Origin of the sequence: Algoriphagus sp. PAP.12 (genome assembly GCF_026652115.1) — a bacterium.
Classification (GTDB): Bacteria; Bacteroidota; Bacteroidia; order Cytophagales; family Cyclobacteriaceae; genus Algoriphagus.
The window spans coordinates 67,136-83,905 of sequence record NZ_JAPPSQ010000012.1; the positions used below are offsets into that span (position 1 = coordinate 67,136).

Below are 16,770 nucleotides of genomic sequence, written 5' to 3' on the forward strand. Positions count from 1 at the left end.
ATTAATTGGAGATAAGATTGAGGGTGAAGGCAAGGTGTTGTAAATGATTGATTAGTAGTGGTATAAACTTTTTAAATAAGTTGTCGTAATCAATTATATTGTTTCTCCTTAAACTTTCTTTTCTATGGTTGTTTTTGTTTTTTCTTTGCTAATAAGCTTGTTTTTGAATCCTGAAATCGAGCCTGCCTATTATTATTTTGGAAATTCAGATCTGGTTGGAGTTGGTAATATCGTGTCAGGAAAGAAATCCGGGGAATGGAAAGTTTATTCAAAAATAGAACCTGACAATTCAAATCAATCCACTTTTGAAGAGTTGGATTCTCAAACTTTTAAAATGTTTTATAATCAGGATCTGCCTGTTTACATCATCAATTTTTCAGAAGATTTGCCTAATGGGCTATTTCAAGAAAATTACCCAAGTGGATCAATTAAAACTCTTGCTTTTCTCCAGAATGGTGAGTTAAACGATGATTTTAAAGAGTTTTTTGAAAATGGTGAGAAAAAATTCATTGGTACATACGCTAATGGGAAAAAGGTTGGAGAATGGCAGGAATATAATGAAGAGGGCCAGATTAAATCCTCTATAAAATATAAAGAAGGTCTTGCAGATGGCGCCGCAACTTATTTTTATCCCGATGGAAAAGCGGAGGTCAAATTATCATATTCCAAAGGCGAGCCAGATGGATTGTATGGAGCTTTCTTTCCTGATGGGGAAATAAGAGAGAGTGGTCATTTCAATAATGGAGTTCCCACAGGTTCTTGGCTGAGTTTTAATCTGGATAGAAAAACCAAATTTCAAGGAATTTATGAAAATGGATTTCGTGCTGGGGAATGGCTTGAGATTGTAGAAATATTGCCAGAATATTATCGAAAAGGGAATTATGAAAATGGCCTCAAAGAGGGTGAATGGGTAGTAAATGATGGGGAAGGAAATCAGGTTCAAATTGAAACTTACAAGGAAGGAAAACTGATGACAGTTATCGAAATTTGGAATGCTGATAAGTTAAAAAATGAGGAGATTTTGAAAAATGGGAATGGCCAGCGAATATTTTTTGATGAGCAGGGTTTTATCAAGGCAAAGGGGAGGATTTCCAAAGGAGGAATTAATGGTAATTGGTCTTTTTATTTTCCTAACTCAAATCGACTGGCCTCTTCAGGGAAACTGTTAGGAATTGAGAGAATTGGTATTTGGGAATTTTACAGTTTTGATGGAGAGGTGATTGACCGGATAGATTATAGTGACACTTCTGATTCTGGATATGATGGGAATGGTGGAGATACACAAAACTTCTATCGAATTAGCCCAAGCAGTAACAATGATTCTTTAGGGGCTGCCTACGAAAAATTCTATCCATTTAACCACTATCGAATTGGTACAAATTAATCAGTTTAAGATTGTGGTCTAGTATGATATATCCGGTTTAAAATCAGTAATAGGGAAGAAAGCTGAGCAACCCAGTTAAAGGAAGTGTTTTTTTAATTTTGATCAAACCCCCAAATAGTATACATTTTTGCCCTTTGCTAAGTAAGCTGTATTTTAGCCGACTAAAATCTCCCCAATGAACTTAGTAGAAGTTAGCAGTCCTGCTCAGGAAAAGGAATTTATCCAGATGGCTGTCCGTCTTTACAAAAATGAAAAGAACTGGATCAGACCTTTGGACGCAGATATTGAAGGGCTTTTTCACCCCGAAACCAATAAGCTTTTTAGAAATGGAGCCAAAGCAAAGCGATGGTTGCTTCAGAATGACAAAGGTGAAACCATTGGGAGAATTGCCGCTTTCATCAATCCTAAAATGAAGGAAAAGCAGCCTACTGGAGGTGTGGGGTTCTTTGAATGTATCAATGATCAGAAGGCAGCCTTTATGTTGTTTGATATAGCCAAAGAATGGCTGGAATCAGAAGGGATGGAAGCCATGGATGGTCCGATCAACTTTGGAGAGAGAGATAAATGGTGGGGATTGCTGGTTGATGGTTTTTCTGAGCCGAATTACAATATGCCTTGGAACTTTAGTTACTACCAGCAGTTTTTTGAGGACTACGGTTTTCAGATCTACTTCAAGCAATATACTTATATGAGGCCTGTCCAGAATCTGGGCTTTGATGATAAGATGATCAAAAGAGCCAACCAGATCATGACTGACCCGGATTATTCTTTCAGATATATCAAAGGAAAAGAATTGACGGAAAAGGCTCCTGAATATTTCATGACAGTCTATAATAAGGCTTGGGCTAGACACATGGGGAAATCATTGTCTTTGAAAGAGGCGAAAATGATGTTTGGAAAAATGAAGCCTATCATCGATGAACGATTGATTTATTTCGCTTTTCACAAGGAAGATCCAGTAGGCTTCTTTATCCAGATCCCTGAGATCAACCAGATTTTCAAGCATGTCAATGGTAAAATGGATTTGATCGGGAAATTGAAATTCTTGTGGTACAAGACTTTTTCTCCACCAAATAAGATGTTGGGTTTGGTATTTGGTGTAGTGCCAGATCATCAAGGAAAAGGTGTTGAAAGTGCCATGATTATCTCTTATGATAAAATGAGTGGTAAGCCTTCATTCCCATACAAGACCATTGAAATGAACTGGATTGGGGATTTCAATCCTAAGATGATGCGTGTTTGTGAGCAGCTTTTGGCAGAAATCTACAAGACTCATCATACTTATCGCTATTTATTCGATCGAAGCAAGCCGTTTGAAAGACATCGGATTTTCGATTGACGATTTGAGAATTGCGATTGACGAATGGTGAAATAGAACCAAACTTTCGAACATTGCCACCTTTCAACTTTCCAACTTCTAAGTTCAATTTCCCAATGTTTCAATTTTAAAATTTTCCAATACAGAATATAAAATGAAAAAATACGACGTGACGGGCATAGGAAATGCCTTGGTAGATATGGAGTTTCAGGTGACTGATCAGTTTTTTGCTGACAATGGTGTCGAAAAAGGTCTGATGACTTTGGTAGATGAAGATCGCCAAAACTCCCTGATGGAAGTGATCAATACCAAGGAGGCTAAAAAGCAAGCCGGTGGTTCAGCTGCCAATTCCATTGTTGCCGTAAGTCAGTTTGGAGGTAAGTCCTTCTATAATTTCCGAGTTGCAAATGATGAATTGGGACATTTTTACCTGAAGGATCTGATCGATTCTGGTGTAGATATCGCTCTGACTGAATCTACATTAGAGTCTGGTGTGACAGGAAAGTGCCTTGTAATGGTAACGGATGATTCTGAAAGAACCATGAATACCTTCTTAGGGATCACTCAGAACTTTTCTACAAAAGACATTCATGACTCTGCGATCAAGGATTCCAAATACCTTTTCATCGAAGGATATCTAGTAACTTCTCCAAACGGAAAAGAAGCGATGGTTCATGCCAAGAAAGTTGCGGAAGAAGCGGGAACCAAAGTGGCCTTGACTTTCTCTGATCCAGCCATGGTGAAGTATTTCAAAGAAAACTTTGATGATGTGATCGGAGCTAGTGTGGATTTGCTATTCTCCAATGAGGAGGAAGCGATGCTATATACTGGAACAGATAATGTCATGGATGCGCGTGAAAAAATGAAAAAAATTGCGAAGCATTTTGTGATCACTCAAGGGAAGAATGGAGCGATGATCTTTGATGGAGATACATTTATCGATATTGAGCCTTATCCGACAACTGCTATCGATTCCAATGGGGCAGGAGATATGTTTGCTGGAGCCTTCTTATTTGGAATTACCAATGGGCATTCTTATGCTTCCAGTGGAAAACTTGCTTCCATGGCTTCCTCAAAAATTGTAAGTCAATTTGGACCAAGATTGCAATGGCATGAAGCCAAAGAGGTTTTGGCAAGGTTGAATCCTTAATTTCTTTTATAAGAATTATCCAAAGGGGATCCATCATTACGAATGGAGTGAAGTAATCTTTTAGATCGCTTAGCTTTACTCGGGATGATGGATTTTTATCATTCTACCGATTCTTAGCCTCATTTCTCTATAACCAACTCTTCAAAAGGAACTCGAAAACGCGGCCCATAGATTCCTTCGGGTGTCCCTTTGCCACAGCCAATAATCATACAGATCTCTGAAGCAGCAGGTAGGTTTAAGAGCTTTTTTACACGTTTTGAGTCGAAACCTTCCATAGGGCAGGTGTCGTAGCCTGAAGCTTTCATGGAAAGCATAAATGTCATGGATGCTAAAGCCGCACTTTTGTGAACGGAAATTCTAACATCCGTTTCACTAACCTCTCTCACCATGGGTCTGCGGAGACCTACCCACCAAGCGATGGTTTTCTTGATCAAAGTCCATCCTGGGTATTTTCCGAAAAGTTTTGGGATCAGGTTTTTGTAGTAATTCCCAACTTGTTTGACTTTTTTCTCAGATTGATTCTGTCTGGAGTTTAGGATGAACTCATAGTTTGCCTCTGCTCTAGATTTCCACAGATCCCTTCTTGTGATTACAACCACTAGTTCTCGGGCGGTTGTAGCCGCTTTTTGCCGCATGCAGAGCTGAGCCAGTTGGTCTTTGAGTAAAGAAGTCTTAGGAACGCGGATAAATTGATATAGCTGAAGATTTGAGCTATTGGGTGAAAGAATAGCTGCTTGGATCGCTTTTTCGACAATATCATGATCAAAAGCTTCCTCCTGGTCGAATATCCGAACAGATCTTCTGGCTTCAACAACATCAAAAAATGAGGTTTCTTGTGCAGATTTATGCATAGGTAACTTTTTAGTAAGGCGATTTCTTGCTTTATTTAGCCTGAGACTGTTTACGAGTTTTTAATGCCAACTATATGTTTTTCGAATTAATTCGACTGCAATTTCTAAAAAGTATTCGATCTACCTCTTTTGCCAAAAGCTTAATTACGAATATTGTTTTAGGATTAGTCATTTTGCTCTTGCTTTCCTATGTGGTTTTAGCAGGGGTGTTTCTCCCAAGAATAATTCAGGAGATAACCGGTACTGAGGATACCCTGTCGGTTCTAAATAGCTACCTGATTTACTTCTTTTTCTTTGAGTTTATGTATCGCTATTTCATCCAGCAGCTTCCGGTGGTGGATTTGGAGAGCCTTTTACATTTACCAATTGGGAAAAGGAAAATCATGCATATGCTACTGATTAGATCCTTTTTCTCGCCTATGAGCATTATTGCTTTGTTGCTTTTCCTTCCTTCCGGAGTACAAGTAGTATTGCCTGAGTATGGAAGCATGGGCTTGTTAGGCTGGATTGGCTCCATTGTATTGACTAGCTGGATTCTTCATTGGTTTATGCTGTGGTTTAAGCAAAAGTTCGAAGATTCTACCATCGGTTTGGTGATCGTAGTGGCGGTGCTTGTTTTGGGCTCAGGAGCTAGTTATATGGGCTGGTATAACCTGGGTGAAATTATGAAGCCAGTCTTTGATTTTGCGATGACCAGCTTGATTCCTTTGATTGTTCTCGCTATTGGATTGGTTGGGAGTTATTATCTCTGCTTTTCTTATTATTTGTCCAATGCCTATCTGGAAGATTTGTCTGAGGAGGAGAATGTCAGATTTACAGATCAATCCATTGGGTTTTTCTCAAGGTTTGGAAATGCTGGAGAAATGGCCAATGTCGAGTGGAAGTTGATTATCAGACATAAAAAGAGCCGGACCTATATCATGCTCTCCATCTTCTTTTTGCTTTATGGTTTGATTTTCTATACCAACCCAGCGTACCAATCCGAAGATGGTATTTCTCCAATTTTCATATTTGTGGGAGTGTTTATCACTGGAATCTTTATGATTCAGTATGGGCAATTGTTCCTAAGCTGGAACTCTCAGAATTTTGATTATTACCTAATGAAAAAAGGTGGGGTTGAAGAGTTGGTGAAAGGGAAATATTTACTATTTATTTCCATTTCCTGTTTGAGTTTCTTGGCTTCTGTGCCTTATGTCTACTTTGGCTGGGAATTTTTGATAATTCATTTCGCTACCTTCATTTTCAATATCGGTGTTTTGGTGCATGCGATTATTTATCTAGCCCTTTGGAAGCCAAAACCAATGGATTTGAATAAAGGTGCCATGTTCAATTACGAAGGCGTAGGGGCAGCTCAATGGCTGATGATTTTACCTATGATGGGTTTGCCTTATTTGGTTTATCTACCTTTCTCACTATTGGTTAGCGACTATGCAGGCTTGATTGCCCTATTCGTGTGTGGGATTATCGGGATTTTGAGCTTCAAAGTTCTGAGCCGAATTAACATCAATCGAGTTTACAGTAACAAATACGAGATCTCATCCTCTTTTAGACAAGAATTATGATTCAGATTAAAGACCTTAAAAAACAATATAAAGAAGCGGTGGTACTGGATGTTGAATCCTTGGATATTCCCGCAACGGAATGCTTTGGTTTAGTCGGAAACAATGGCGCCGGTAAAACTACACTTTTCAGAATGATTTTGGATTTGGTGAGGCCGACAGGTGGATCCGTATCGATAGATGGCATGGAAGTGACCAAAGGTGAAGAATGGAAGAAAATAACAGGTGCTTATCTGGATGAACATATGCTATTGGCGTATCTGACACCAGATGAATATTTTCAGACTTTACGAAAAATATACGGAATGACTGAAGCTGATTTAGAGGCTCATTTATCCAAATTCACTGAGTTGTTTAATGATGAAGTCAGAGGAAAAAAGAAATACATCAGAGATCTTTCTAAAGGAAATCTGAAAAAGGTTGGGATCGCTGCGGCTCTGATGGGGAAGCCGGAAGTTGTTCTGCTGGATGAGCCTTTCGAAAATCTGGATCCAAGTTCACAGATTCGATTGAAGAAATTGATTCTAAAGGAAAAAGAAGATTCCAGAATCACCTTTTTGATTTCCTCTCATGACCTAAACCATGTGACTGAGATTTGCGATAGAATTGTCTTATTGGAAAAAGGGAAAGTAATCCGAGATATGCATGACAAAGCGGCAATGATGACTGAGTTGGAAGCTTATTTTACGGGATGAAAAAATAAATTTAGCATTGGGCCTCTTCAATTTTGGAGAGGCTTTTTTGATGGGGTATAAACGAAAAAAGGCTCACAGAAATGTGAGCCTTTGTACCCAGGGCCGGAGTCGAACCGGCACGCCCGAAGGCATTGGTGTTTGAGACCAACGCGTCTACCAATTCCGCCACCTGGGCATTTCAATCAGGTTTTTTTGATTCCCTGATCCCGTTCCTTCCCGAACGGGATGCAAATATGAAAACATTTTTTTTATTGTCCAATACTCCGGCTAAACTTCCTCAATTTTTTTTGAAGAAAATGCCTGAGGTTTTTCCGAAAACAGGGTTTTGGTATAGCTCCAGACGGATTTAAAAAGCTCAGAATCACGATATTGATTCAGTGATTTTTCGGAATCCCAATAAGAGTAAGTCATGAAAATATTTTTTTGATTTTCATCTTGCCAAAGCTCCAAATGATGACATCCGGGGAAATTTCTGATTTTTTCCTTATTCAAATCGAAGTTTTTCAGAAAGGCTTCAACCTTGTCCTCATGAAAAGTCATACGAACGATTCGAATCAGCATCTCTTATGGGTTGAAGTTGATGTAAACCACGCTTTCGAATTTCAACCCTAGCAAATTGCCTCCATGTCCATGGTTGATCCCAATCTCAAGTAGGCCTAGGCTATTAAAATATGCAAAGCAATCTCCCGGTTCTACCTGATCACAACCAGAGTTTAAGCGATCTAGACTTTCTCTGCCAAATTCAATTGAAAATCTTCCGGGATTCAACTGGTCGAAAACTTCTTTGCGAATATTGGTGATTAGATTTCCATAGCGATCGACACGCATCACATGACCAATGATTTGCTCACGGGTTGCCTTCGGGTTTCGCGGCATCAATTTCCTGAAGTTAGTCAATGGACCACCGAAATCATGGATAGCGGCTCCTGAAGCTACTTTTGCAGCGATTGGAGCTAAGATATCTTTTGCAGGAAAAGAAGTGTCCTTCAAATGAATGTCAGCAAACTGAACAAGTATTCCTGGGTCTTGATCAGCCAAAAGACTTAGAATCCCATTGTTTGGTCCGATGAAAATATGTTCCTCGAGTTTTACACCAATGTAGCCTTGAGTCATGTTTCCGGTAGTATTCATGGCTACCAAATGCACGGTTCCCTTGGGAAAATCCCTAAAAGTTGCCCTCAGTATAAAAGCAGCATGTGCTAGATCGAATGTCTCAATGTTATGAGAAATGTCGATGATGTTCAATTGCGGATTGATGGCCAACATTTTGGCTTTCACCGCAGGTACGTAGTAATCTTTATCCCCAAAATCTGAGAGGAATGTCACCAATGCCATAGAAGCAAGTCAATTAAAATTATGTACTTTTGTTTTGAGGGCTTTGGACAAAAATATAAATTTTATCCGTACCCATTCAAGCAGATTTAATCAAAGAAAAAGTTTGGTAGAAAAAGTAATTACACTGGAAAATGTGCCTTTGGCGGAGTTCCTTGGAACGGCTAATGAAAATATACGTCAATTGGCGCAGGCATTTCCACAATCAAAAATAATTTCCAGGGGAAATGAAATCCGGATTCAAGGTAGTGCGCCCGAAATTCTTCGCGTAAACAATGTTCTCAATTTGTTGTTGGAACATATGGATCGATTTGGGCATCTTACGCCTGAAAATGTTAAAGATTATCTGGATGTAGAGGGAGTTCCTTTTGAGGAAGCTAATCGCGATCAAGTAATCGTCTTTGGTAACAAAGGATTGGTCATCAAACCAAAATCTCCAAATCAGAGGAAGTTGGTTGAGTCGGCAATGAAAAACGATTTAGTTTTTGCGCTCGGGCCTGCAGGTACTGGAAAAACTTATATCGCCGTTGCCTTGGCAGTTCGTGCTCTGAAAAATCGTGAGGTTAAGCGAATCATCATTACAAGACCTGCAGTGGAAGCCGGAGAAAATCTAGGCTTTTTGCCGGGAGATTTGCAAGAGAAGCTAGATCCGTATTTGAGGCCGATTTATGATGCACTTCAGGATATGGTTCCGCCGGAAAAGTTGAAGTATTATCAGGAGACTAGAGTCATTGAAATTGCTCCATTGGCTTATATGCGAGGTAGGACATTACATGATGCTTTTGTTTTGCTAGATGAGGCTCAAAATACCACTTCCGAGCAGATTAAGATGTTTTTGACACGTATGGGACCAAATTCCAAAGTGATCATCACAGGAGATCAAACTCAAGTTGATTTACCTGTGAGACAAAAATCAGGTCTCTCTGAGGCTCTTCGGATTTTGAAAGATGTCAAAGGGATAGGGATCGTTAATCTGAGCGGAAAAGATGTAATTCGACATAAATTGGTGAAAGCTATCATTGAGGCGTACGAAAAGAACCAGGAGGAAAAAGATCAACAGAAGTATGAGTCTACTAGTAGAAAAGGCCCTAGGTAAAACCGCCAAAGAGATTGTTTTTAAGATCAGAGCAAAAGTTTTTGTAGAAGAACAAAATGTTCCTGCTGATAAAGAATACGACCAGTTTGAGGATGTATCGTTCCATTTTCTGGCTTCTGCAAATGGAAAACCTGTTGGGGCAGCGAGATGGAGATTCACAACTGAAGGGATTAAACTGGAAAGGTTTGCAGTTCTTTCAGAAGCTAGAGGGAAAGGAGTCGGCCAGGCTTTATTAACCTCCGTATTGAGAGATATTATGGTCCATCCAGAGGCACATGGTAAAATGAAATATTTAAATGCCCAAATTCTGGCTGTACCTTTGTACGAGAAATTTGGTTTCCAAAAAGTAGGAGATCAATTTGAAGAATGTAATATCCAGCACTATCGAATGGAACTGGCCTAAGTTTTGAGTATTTTTGACCAACTAGAATTTTAAATTATGAAAAAACTATTATTCACTCTTTTAATTGTCGGAGCAGCTACATTTTCTAGCAAGGCTCAGGAGGTGATTTCTAGCAGCAGTGGGAATTCCTATGTTGGGAATTTTAGCAATGAAGTTAAGCTCAATTTCTTGAATGCGATTGCATTGGGATCGATCGAATTTGGGTATGAGCGATATTTGTCTGATGATCATTCCTTGGATCTGCAATTGTTGATCAATGATAGATTTGGCTTCAACAATGAAAATAATGGAAAGAAATACAAGACCAATTCCGTTCAGGCTTCGATGAATTTCTATTTCGGAGATGGAAAAACTACTACCGGTCCTTCAGGGAGATTTTATATTTATCCACTTGTCAAACTTAGATTTGGAGATTTTGAAGAGACTAAAGATGGAGTTGTTGAAACCACCAATATGAATGCCTTTATGTTTGGTGCTGGAGGTGGATACAAATGGGAGATTTCAGATCATTTTGCTTTCGGTCCTTATGCAAGTGTTACAAGAGGATTTAGCAACGAAGTTGCAGAAAGATTTAGTAGAATTGAAGTAAATGGCGGATTTAGCTTAGGTTATAGATTCTGATTTGTGATTCTGAGTAATATTATTAGCCCCTACTTGGGGCTATTTTTTTGTCTTTATTTTTTTTAACTTAAAGTCTAATTGATTTTTTATGAGATTTACTGATTTTCCGTTTTTAAGGTATCTCTTCTTTTTCTTGATGGGGATTTGGATAGAAAAAGTCATTTATATCCCACAGTAAGTTGCACTTTTCCATTAAGTAAGTATTTGGCTGATTTATTTTTTCTGGGTTTTAAGGAAGAAAACTCTGGGTTTCGCCACCTTTCTGGCCTATTAACAATTGTTGCTTTTTGGTGTGTTTTGTGGGGATCTTCATTTCAAGGGAAAGAGGGAATTATTCCGATTTCAAATTCTTTTATAGCCAAAGTCTCCCAGGATGATTTACCGAAGCCAAATTCAAAGCAGAATATTTTGGAAGTGTTTTTTGAATTGGAAAAGGCTCAATGGGTACCTAGAAAAGGGAAAGTGATAGTGATAGTATATCACCAAATTGAAAAGGGGTTAGAAATGGGGTGAATTATAGGGGTGGATAAACAGCCTACTGAAGTGAAAGGTCCTCAAAATCCGCAAGAATTTGATTATAAATCCTATCTGCAAAAAAGTGGGATAAACTTTACTCAATTCCTAAATGAAGAAGGAATTGTTTTTTTTGAAGGTTGGGCAAGGAAGTAATGGTTCCTGGTTTCAAAGAGTTAGAATCAGTTTGATCAACCAGATTAGAAGATACGTTCCCGATCCTGACGTTCAGGATGTTGCTATAGCTATTTTGCTTGGGCAAAAAGATTATTTGGGAAGAGATACAAAATCTGTTTTTAGGGACTCAGGAGTAATGCATATTTTGGCTGTTTCAGGTCTCCATGTAGGGATTTTGGTGACCTTATTTTTTTTCTTGCAAAGCCATTTTCACTAAAAGGAAAAGCTTTAAGAATCTATCTGCTTGGAATGGTTTGTTTCATCTGGGGATATGCTGCGTTGACTGGCTTTTCTCCTTCCGTAATAAGAGCTTCTGTTATGTTTTCCTAATCACTTTTGGTCAAATGCAGGAGAGAAAGCCTTCTATTTTCAATATTTTGGCATTTTCGGCGATGCTGATGATCGTTATTGATCCTTCGGTCATTGGAGAAGTAGGATTTCAACTTTCCTATTTGGCTGTGTCGGGGATAGTTCTTTTGTATCCTTTGATATTAAGGTGGTGGTTGCCTCCAAATAAAGTCTGCGACTATTTTTGGCAGATTGTCTCTGTGTCGATAGCTGCTCAACTGACCACATTCCCACTGACGGTTTTTTACTTTCATTCTTTTCCTCCTTGGTTCCTTTTGGCCAATATTTTTGTGATTCCATTGACATTTGTGATTATGCAGATTGGGATTCCATTCCTGATTTTGGGATGGATGCCAGGAGTTGGCTTTATTCTGGGTTGCTTAGTCAATATTTTAATAAGGCTAGAGTTATGGCTTTTGAAATTTGTCCAAAAGCTTCCATTTGGAAAAGCCGAAGATTTGTCAATTGAACCGGAAACAATGATTTTGGTTTGGGGGATGCTATTGATTTGGGCGGCTTGGGAATACTTTCCAAAAAAGAATTTGGTCTATTTGGGAGCATTCATTTTATCGGGTTGGTTCATGATTGGAGTTTATAGATCTATAAAAAGGGGGCAGCCTCAAGCGATAATCTACCAAAGTCAAAATGGATATGCAGTGGATTTCTGGGATGGGTCAAGACTGAAATCTTGGAATCAAGGAATCAGACCAGGAGACATAGATTATAAGATAAACCCTAACAGGATCAATAATAACTGGGGAACTCATCTAAATTGCTTGATTGCTTTGTCAAAAGAGTCTAATCAGTTGGTTTTCCCAGAGATTGGTTGGATCCTGTACCAGGATTCTGTCCTTCAGGTGTCAACTGGAAGCCGAATTCAGATTTTTGAAAATGGGAAGTGGGAGGATGCAGAACCGAAAGATCTGATGGATTCAAATTCTGCATTAAAAATTCTTTTTTAGTCAGCTTTTTGGCAATCCTTGATTCTCCAATTAACTTAATTCTTGTAAGCAATCCCTAATCCATGAGTCAGCTAGTAATTTCTCAAATATCAAATAGAATCGGAACGATTACTCTTAACCGTCCTGAGAAAAGAAATGCCCTCGGACCTGATTTAGTTGAGGACCTGACATTGGCATTTGAAGAAATGGAAAAGGATGACTCTGTGAAAATCATTCTATTCAAGGCCTTGGGGAAAGCTTTTTGTGCAGGGGCAGATCTTGCTTATTTGCAATCTTTACAGACTTTTTCATATGAAGAAAATCTGGAGGATAGTAAAAGGCTTTTGAAGCTATTTAACCTGATCTATAATTTTCCGAAAGTAGTCATCGCTCAGATTCAGGGGCATGCATTGGCTGGTGGATGCGGTTTGGTGACTGTTTGTGATTTTGCATTTTCGGTCCCTGAAGCGCTTTTTGGCTACACTGAAGTTAGAATTGGCTTTATTCCAGCTTTGGTTTCGGTCTTTTTACAAGAGCAAATAGGCGGATCTAAAACTCAGGAATTATTGCTTTCTGGTGAAATGATTACTGCTTCCAAAGCGGCAGAGTTGGGATTGATAACATCAGTTGTTCCTTCTGATTTTTTAGATAAATCTGTTGAAGACTTCGCTTTGAAATTGGCTTCTCAAAATTCTGGGAACTCAATGTCTGAAACCAAGCGTTTACTTCGAATGATTGGCAAAAAGGAGCGCGAAGAAAAACTGGCTTTAGCTGCGGAGTTGAATGCAAAAGCCCGTTCTCATGATGATTGTATCAAAGGAATATCCTCATTTTTAGAAAAGAAAAGCCCAAATTGGTAAGTGGAGGCTAGAGCTTATTCCATATTGAAGGAAGTATTTGGCTGGGATGATTTTCGCCCTGTCCAAAAGCAAGTGATTGATTCTGTTCTGGAAGGAAAAGACACGCTCGCACTCATGCCCACAGGTGGAGGTAAATCTCTTTGCTATCAGGTTCCAGGCCTGGCCAGGGAAGGAATTTGTTTGGTTGTCAGTCCTCTCATTGCATTGATGAAAGATCAGGTGGATCAGCTTCGCAAAAAGGGGATTTTGGCTACCGCTGTCTTTTCCGGAATGAGTTATAGGGAAATCGACACTACTTTGGACAATTGTGTCCATGGAGATTACAAGTTCCTTTTTGTTTCGCCTGAAAGACTTAAGTCTGATCTTTTCTTGGAGAGGTTTAAGCAGATGAACTTAAATTTGATTGCAGTTGATGAAGCTCATTGCATTTCACAGTGGGGACATGATTTTCGACCTCCCTATTTAGAAATTGCTGAAATCAGGAAATATCATCCGAAAGTTAATCTCGTGGCCTTGACAGCATCTGCAACTCCTCAGGTTGAAGAAGAGGTATTGACGCGATTGGAGATGAAAAGCAGGATCGTTTTTCGTCAAAGTTTTGCTAGAGAAAATTTGAGCTATAGTGTCAGGTTGGTAGAAAATAAGTTAGAAAAGGGGAGAGAGATTTTGCAGAGGATTTCCGGGACCGCCATTTGGTATGTGAGAAATAGGCAAGCAACACATCAAATAGCAAAAGCATTAAACCAATTAGGAATTCAGGCAGGAGCCTATCATGCCGGATTGAGCATGAGTGACAGGAATAACCTTCAGGACGCCTGGATGAAAAATCAGATCCGGGTGATGGTCAGTACCAATGCTTTTGGAATGGGGATAGACAAACCAGATGTGAGAGTTGTCGTCCATTCGGACTTGCCGGAAAACCTAGAGAATTATTACCAAGAAGCAGGAAGAGCTGGGAGAGATGGTAAGAAAGCTTTTGCTGTGATTTTGAGCAATGAAGCAGACTTTGAGAATTTATTGGGAAGGGCTGCTTTGGTTTATCCGCCGATAGATTTTGTCAGAAAAGTATACCAGTGCCTCGCTAACTATTTCCGGATTGCTGTCGGTAGTAATATGCTCAGCAGTTTTGATTTTGAGTGGGGAGAATTTGCCAAGACATACGATTTGGGTGTTTTGGAAACATTCTTCGCTCTAAAGGTTTTAGAAGAGGAAGGTTTTATTGGCTTGAGTGAAAGCTATTACAGTCCATCCAAGCTCCATTTTTTGGTTTCTTCCCAGCAATTGTATGAAGTGCAGATTGCCCAGGCTGCTTTGGATCCCATTATCAAAATTCTCCTCCGGACATATGGAGGAAATTTGTTCTCAGAATATTTGAAGATTAATGAATTTAAACTGGCCAAAGCCTTGGAGATGCCGGAATACAAGTTGATCAAAAGTCTGGAAAGAATGGCCCAAATGGAAATTGTGGATTATGAGAAGAGGAAAGATAAGCCACAGATTACTTTTTTGACTCCAAGATATGATGCAGGCAAATTGCCTTTGAACTTCAAAAGAATCGAGGAAAGGAGAAATTTGACGATGGATAAGGCAAAAAGTATGGTTGCCTATGCACATCAAAATGTTATTTGTCGTACTCAGTTTATTCAGGAGTATTTTGGAGAAAAGACCGACGAACAATGTGGTATTTGCGATTGGTGCGTGAATGAGAAGAAAAATAAAGACCCTGAACTTGCAGATGAAGTTTTGAAAAATAGAATTTTGGAAACTTTGGAATCCATGGAGGGGTTAACAAAGGATAAACTCTTGGATCAACTCAGGCTTGGGAAATCTGATAGGTTTTTAGAAGTTCTTAGGAATTTGCTTGACCAAGAGATAGTATCTAGCGACCCATTAGGGTATTTAAAATTGAAAAGATAATGGGAGGTTTTCTTGAGGATTTATTTGGAAAGATTTTCAAAGGCAGTGAGTCTGCCCCTGTGAATCATAAAGAGAACTTCACCATCAAAGATCAGGAATGGGAAGAACTTAATACGTGGTTGGAAACAGAAGAGGCAGATGAATTGATGGCTTTGATTTTCAAAAATATCCATCTAAAAAAAGCAGGGATTGCCGGTAAGCCTCAAACTCATTTATTCGAATCTCGCTATGCAAATGGCTTCGCTATCACCTACGATGAGCCATTAGATTCAAAATCTTTTTCCAATCTTTTCTTGGCTTTTTCCCAACGTGTTATAGATTTGGGATACAAGCAGATCAGTTTGGATAGAAAACTGGAAGAAATTAACCAGCAGGTTAAGGTGACAGAGAAATTCTACTTCAAACCACCTCTTCAAAAACCCACCGAAAATGAGCTGATTTCTCAGTTGTACGGGAATATCAGTCTCGAAAAGATTACGATTGACAATCAACCCAGCTATCTAAAATTCTTGGCGACAGTTTATTCAGATAGATTGTTCCAAAATGCGAAACCATTCGATCAATTGCTTGACCGATTATTCAACATAGCCTGATGGACAGACTTACACTAAAAGCCCAGCTACAGAAATACCGCACACCTTATGAGGAAGAAGCGGGATTCATTCAAGATTTTATCAACTTGACAGAGGATCCTTTGGCATACAAAAGGGAAAGACTGGCAGGACATTTTACTGCCTCATCCTGGATTGTCAATCCGGCTCGGACGCATACTCTTTTGACCTTGCATAAAAAATTGGGGAGATGGCTACAATTGGGAGGTCATGCTGATGGAGATGAAGATTTGATAGCCGTTGCTTTGAAGGAGGCCCAGGAGGAAAGCGGCTTGAGCAATCTCAGATTGGTTGAGTCCAGTATTTTTGATTTGGATAAGCATATCATCCCAGAAAGACCGCATGTGCCTGAGCATTTCCATTACGATGTGAGGTTTTTGATCGAGGCAGAATTGAATGATCAATTAGTCATGAGCAATGAAAGCATTTCATTGGCTTGGTTCACATTTGACTCAGTAGTGGATATGATTGGTTACAACCCTTCCATTTTGAGAATGTTGGAAAAAACCTCCAAATCCGAAATCCTGCTTTAATTCTAATGAATCATTCCGTTTCCTTAGATTCCTTTGATTTCTCTACACCTATTCAGATTCGTTTTTCGGATATTGACGGGTATCTACATGTTAACAATGGAATTTATTTCAATTATTTCGAGCACTCGAGAGCTGAATTTTTATACAAAAGATGCCAATGGGATATTATGAAGATTGGTGCTGTAGTGGCTCGAGTGGAAATAGATTATTTCCGGCCTATTCATCTGGAAGATCAAGTGAGAGCATTGGTGAAATGTACCAGAGTGGGTAATACTTCTTTTGTTCTGGAGCAATATCTAGTTGGAAATTCAGAATCTGAAAATGATCTCATTTTCGCGCAATGTATCTGTACAATGGTTTCTGTTGATATGAAAACCATGAAGCCAACTCCGGTTCCAGAACTTTACAAGGCGAAATTGCTAAATCATCCTGAAAAACAGGCTTGATTCCCTATCTTTGCC

General features: G+C 39.2%; 17 protein-coding genes, 1 tRNA gene and 1 pseudogene. 15 read left to right on the forward strand and 4 right to left on the reverse strand.

All coding sequences use genetic code 11. From position 1 onward, the window contains the following. Window positions 1-124: 124 nt before the first annotated feature. The 3 genes from O0V13_RS14655 to O0V13_RS14665 all read left to right on the forward strand — a co-directional run bounded on the left by O0V13_RS14655 (window position 125) and on the right by O0V13_RS14665 (window position 3,852). On the forward strand, window positions 125-1,384 hold the full coding sequence (locus O0V13_RS14655; RefSeq protein WP_268035717.1) for a toxin-antitoxin system YwqK family antitoxin: 1,260 nt from the start codon (window positions 125-127) through the stop codon (window positions 1,382-1,384). Window positions 1,385-1,559: 175 nt separating this feature from the next. After that, on the forward strand, window positions 1,560-2,723 hold the full coding sequence (locus O0V13_RS14660; protein WP_268035718.1) for a hypothetical protein: 1,164 nt from the start codon (window positions 1,560-1,562) through the stop codon (window positions 2,721-2,723). A gap of 133 nt (window positions 2,724-2,856) precedes the next feature. Next, complete coding sequence (locus O0V13_RS14665; RefSeq protein ID WP_268035719.1) at window positions 2,857-3,852, forward strand: adenosine kinase; 996 nt, start codon at window positions 2,857-2,859, stop codon at window positions 3,850-3,852. Between the two features lie 119 nt (window positions 3,853-3,971). Here O0V13_RS14665 and O0V13_RS14670 read toward each other — a convergent pair whose 3' ends face one another. Then, window positions 3,972-4,703: a nitroreductase family protein gene (locus O0V13_RS14670; protein ID WP_268035720.1), complete on the reverse strand. Its 732-nt coding sequence runs from the start codon at window positions 4,701-4,703 to the stop codon at window positions 3,972-3,974. Between the two features lie 74 nt (window positions 4,704-4,777). Between O0V13_RS14670 and O0V13_RS14675 the strand changes: the two genes are divergently transcribed. Together O0V13_RS14675 and O0V13_RS14680 are read left to right on the forward strand one after the other, a co-directional pair. Beyond that, window positions 4,778-6,265 (forward strand): DUF5687 family protein, encoded by a 1,488-nt coding sequence (locus tag O0V13_RS14675; RefSeq protein WP_268035721.1) that lies wholly within the window; start codon window positions 4,778-4,780, stop codon window positions 6,263-6,265. Then, window positions 6,262-6,957 carry an ABC transporter ATP-binding protein gene (locus O0V13_RS14680; protein ID WP_268035722.1) on the forward strand — a complete coding sequence of 232 codons (696 nt, stop codon included), beginning with the start codon at window positions 6,262-6,264 and terminating at the stop codon, window positions 6,955-6,957. Before O0V13_RS14675 ends, O0V13_RS14680 begins: the two co-directional genes overlap by 4 nt. Window positions 6,958-7,050: 93 nt before the next feature. Here the strand turns inward: O0V13_RS14680 and O0V13_RS14685 are convergent. From O0V13_RS14685 to O0V13_RS14695, 3 genes are all read right to left on the reverse strand, one after another. Next, window positions 7,051-7,132, reverse strand: a tRNA-Leu gene (locus O0V13_RS14685). A 92-nt stretch (window positions 7,133-7,224) separates the two neighbouring features. Continuing rightward, window positions 7,225-7,518: a putative quinol monooxygenase gene (locus O0V13_RS14690; protein ID WP_268035723.1), complete on the reverse strand. Its 294-nt coding sequence runs from the start codon at window positions 7,516-7,518 to the stop codon at window positions 7,225-7,227. A gap of 3 nt (window positions 7,519-7,521) precedes the next feature. Further along, window positions 7,522-8,292, reverse strand: coding sequence for an SAM hydrolase/SAM-dependent halogenase family protein (locus tag O0V13_RS14695; RefSeq protein WP_268035724.1), 771 nt, complete (start codon window positions 8,290-8,292; stop codon window positions 7,522-7,524). A 103-nt stretch (window positions 8,293-8,395) separates the two neighbouring features. Here O0V13_RS14695 and O0V13_RS14700 point away from each other — a divergent pair, with 103 nt between their 5' ends. The 10 genes and pseudogenes from O0V13_RS14700 (at window position 8,396) to O0V13_RS14740 (ending at window position 16,755) form a co-directional block, all read left to right on the forward strand. After that, complete coding sequence (locus tag O0V13_RS14700) at window positions 8,396-9,385, forward strand: PhoH family protein (RefSeq protein ID WP_268035725.1); 990 nt, start codon at window positions 8,396-8,398, stop codon at window positions 9,383-9,385. Further along, on the forward strand, window positions 9,354-9,788 hold the full coding sequence (locus tag O0V13_RS14705; protein ID WP_268035726.1) for a GNAT family N-acetyltransferase: 435 nt from the start codon (window positions 9,354-9,356) through the stop codon (window positions 9,786-9,788). The genes O0V13_RS14700 and O0V13_RS14705 overlap by 32 nt, the downstream gene beginning before the upstream one ends. 36 nt (window positions 9,789-9,824) lie before the next feature. Then, window positions 9,825-10,409: a DUF3575 domain-containing protein gene (locus O0V13_RS14710; protein WP_268035727.1), complete on the forward strand. Its 585-nt coding sequence runs from the start codon at window positions 9,825-9,827 to the stop codon at window positions 10,407-10,409. Window positions 10,410-10,952: 543 nt separating this feature from the next. Next, window positions 10,953-11,078 (forward strand): hypothetical protein, encoded by a 126-nt coding sequence (locus O0V13_RS21720; protein WP_442780931.1) that lies wholly within the window; start codon window positions 10,953-10,955, stop codon window positions 11,076-11,078. Further along, window positions 11,035-12,409, forward strand: a pseudogene (locus O0V13_RS14715) (ComEC/Rec2 family competence protein). Before O0V13_RS21720 ends, O0V13_RS14715 begins: the two are co-directional and overlap by 44 nt. Before the next feature lie 62 nt (window positions 12,410-12,471). Continuing rightward, window positions 12,472-13,248, forward strand: coding sequence for an enoyl-CoA hydratase/isomerase family protein (locus tag O0V13_RS14720; RefSeq protein WP_268035728.1), 777 nt, complete (start codon window positions 12,472-12,474; stop codon window positions 13,246-13,248). Continuing rightward, window positions 13,249-15,165: a RecQ family ATP-dependent DNA helicase gene (locus tag O0V13_RS14725; RefSeq protein ID WP_268035729.1), complete on the forward strand. Its 1,917-nt coding sequence runs from the start codon at window positions 13,249-13,251 to the stop codon at window positions 15,163-15,165. It begins immediately after the preceding gene. Then, on the forward strand, window positions 15,165-15,758 hold the full coding sequence (locus tag O0V13_RS14730) for a hypothetical protein (RefSeq protein ID WP_268035730.1): 594 nt from the start codon (window positions 15,165-15,167) through the stop codon (window positions 15,756-15,758). The genes O0V13_RS14725 and O0V13_RS14730 overlap by 1 nt, the downstream gene beginning before the upstream one ends. Further along, on the forward strand, window positions 15,758-16,309 hold the full coding sequence (locus O0V13_RS14735; protein ID WP_268035731.1) for an NUDIX hydrolase: 552 nt from the start codon (window positions 15,758-15,760) through the stop codon (window positions 16,307-16,309). The genes O0V13_RS14730 and O0V13_RS14735 overlap by 1 nt, the downstream gene beginning before the upstream one ends. Window positions 16,310-16,314: 5 nt before the next feature. Beyond that, a complete protein-coding gene (locus tag O0V13_RS14740; RefSeq protein ID WP_268035732.1) occupies window positions 16,315-16,755 on the forward strand; it encodes an acyl-CoA thioesterase in 441 nt (146 codons plus the stop codon). The last annotated feature ends 15 nt before the right edge of the window (window positions 16,756-16,770 follow it).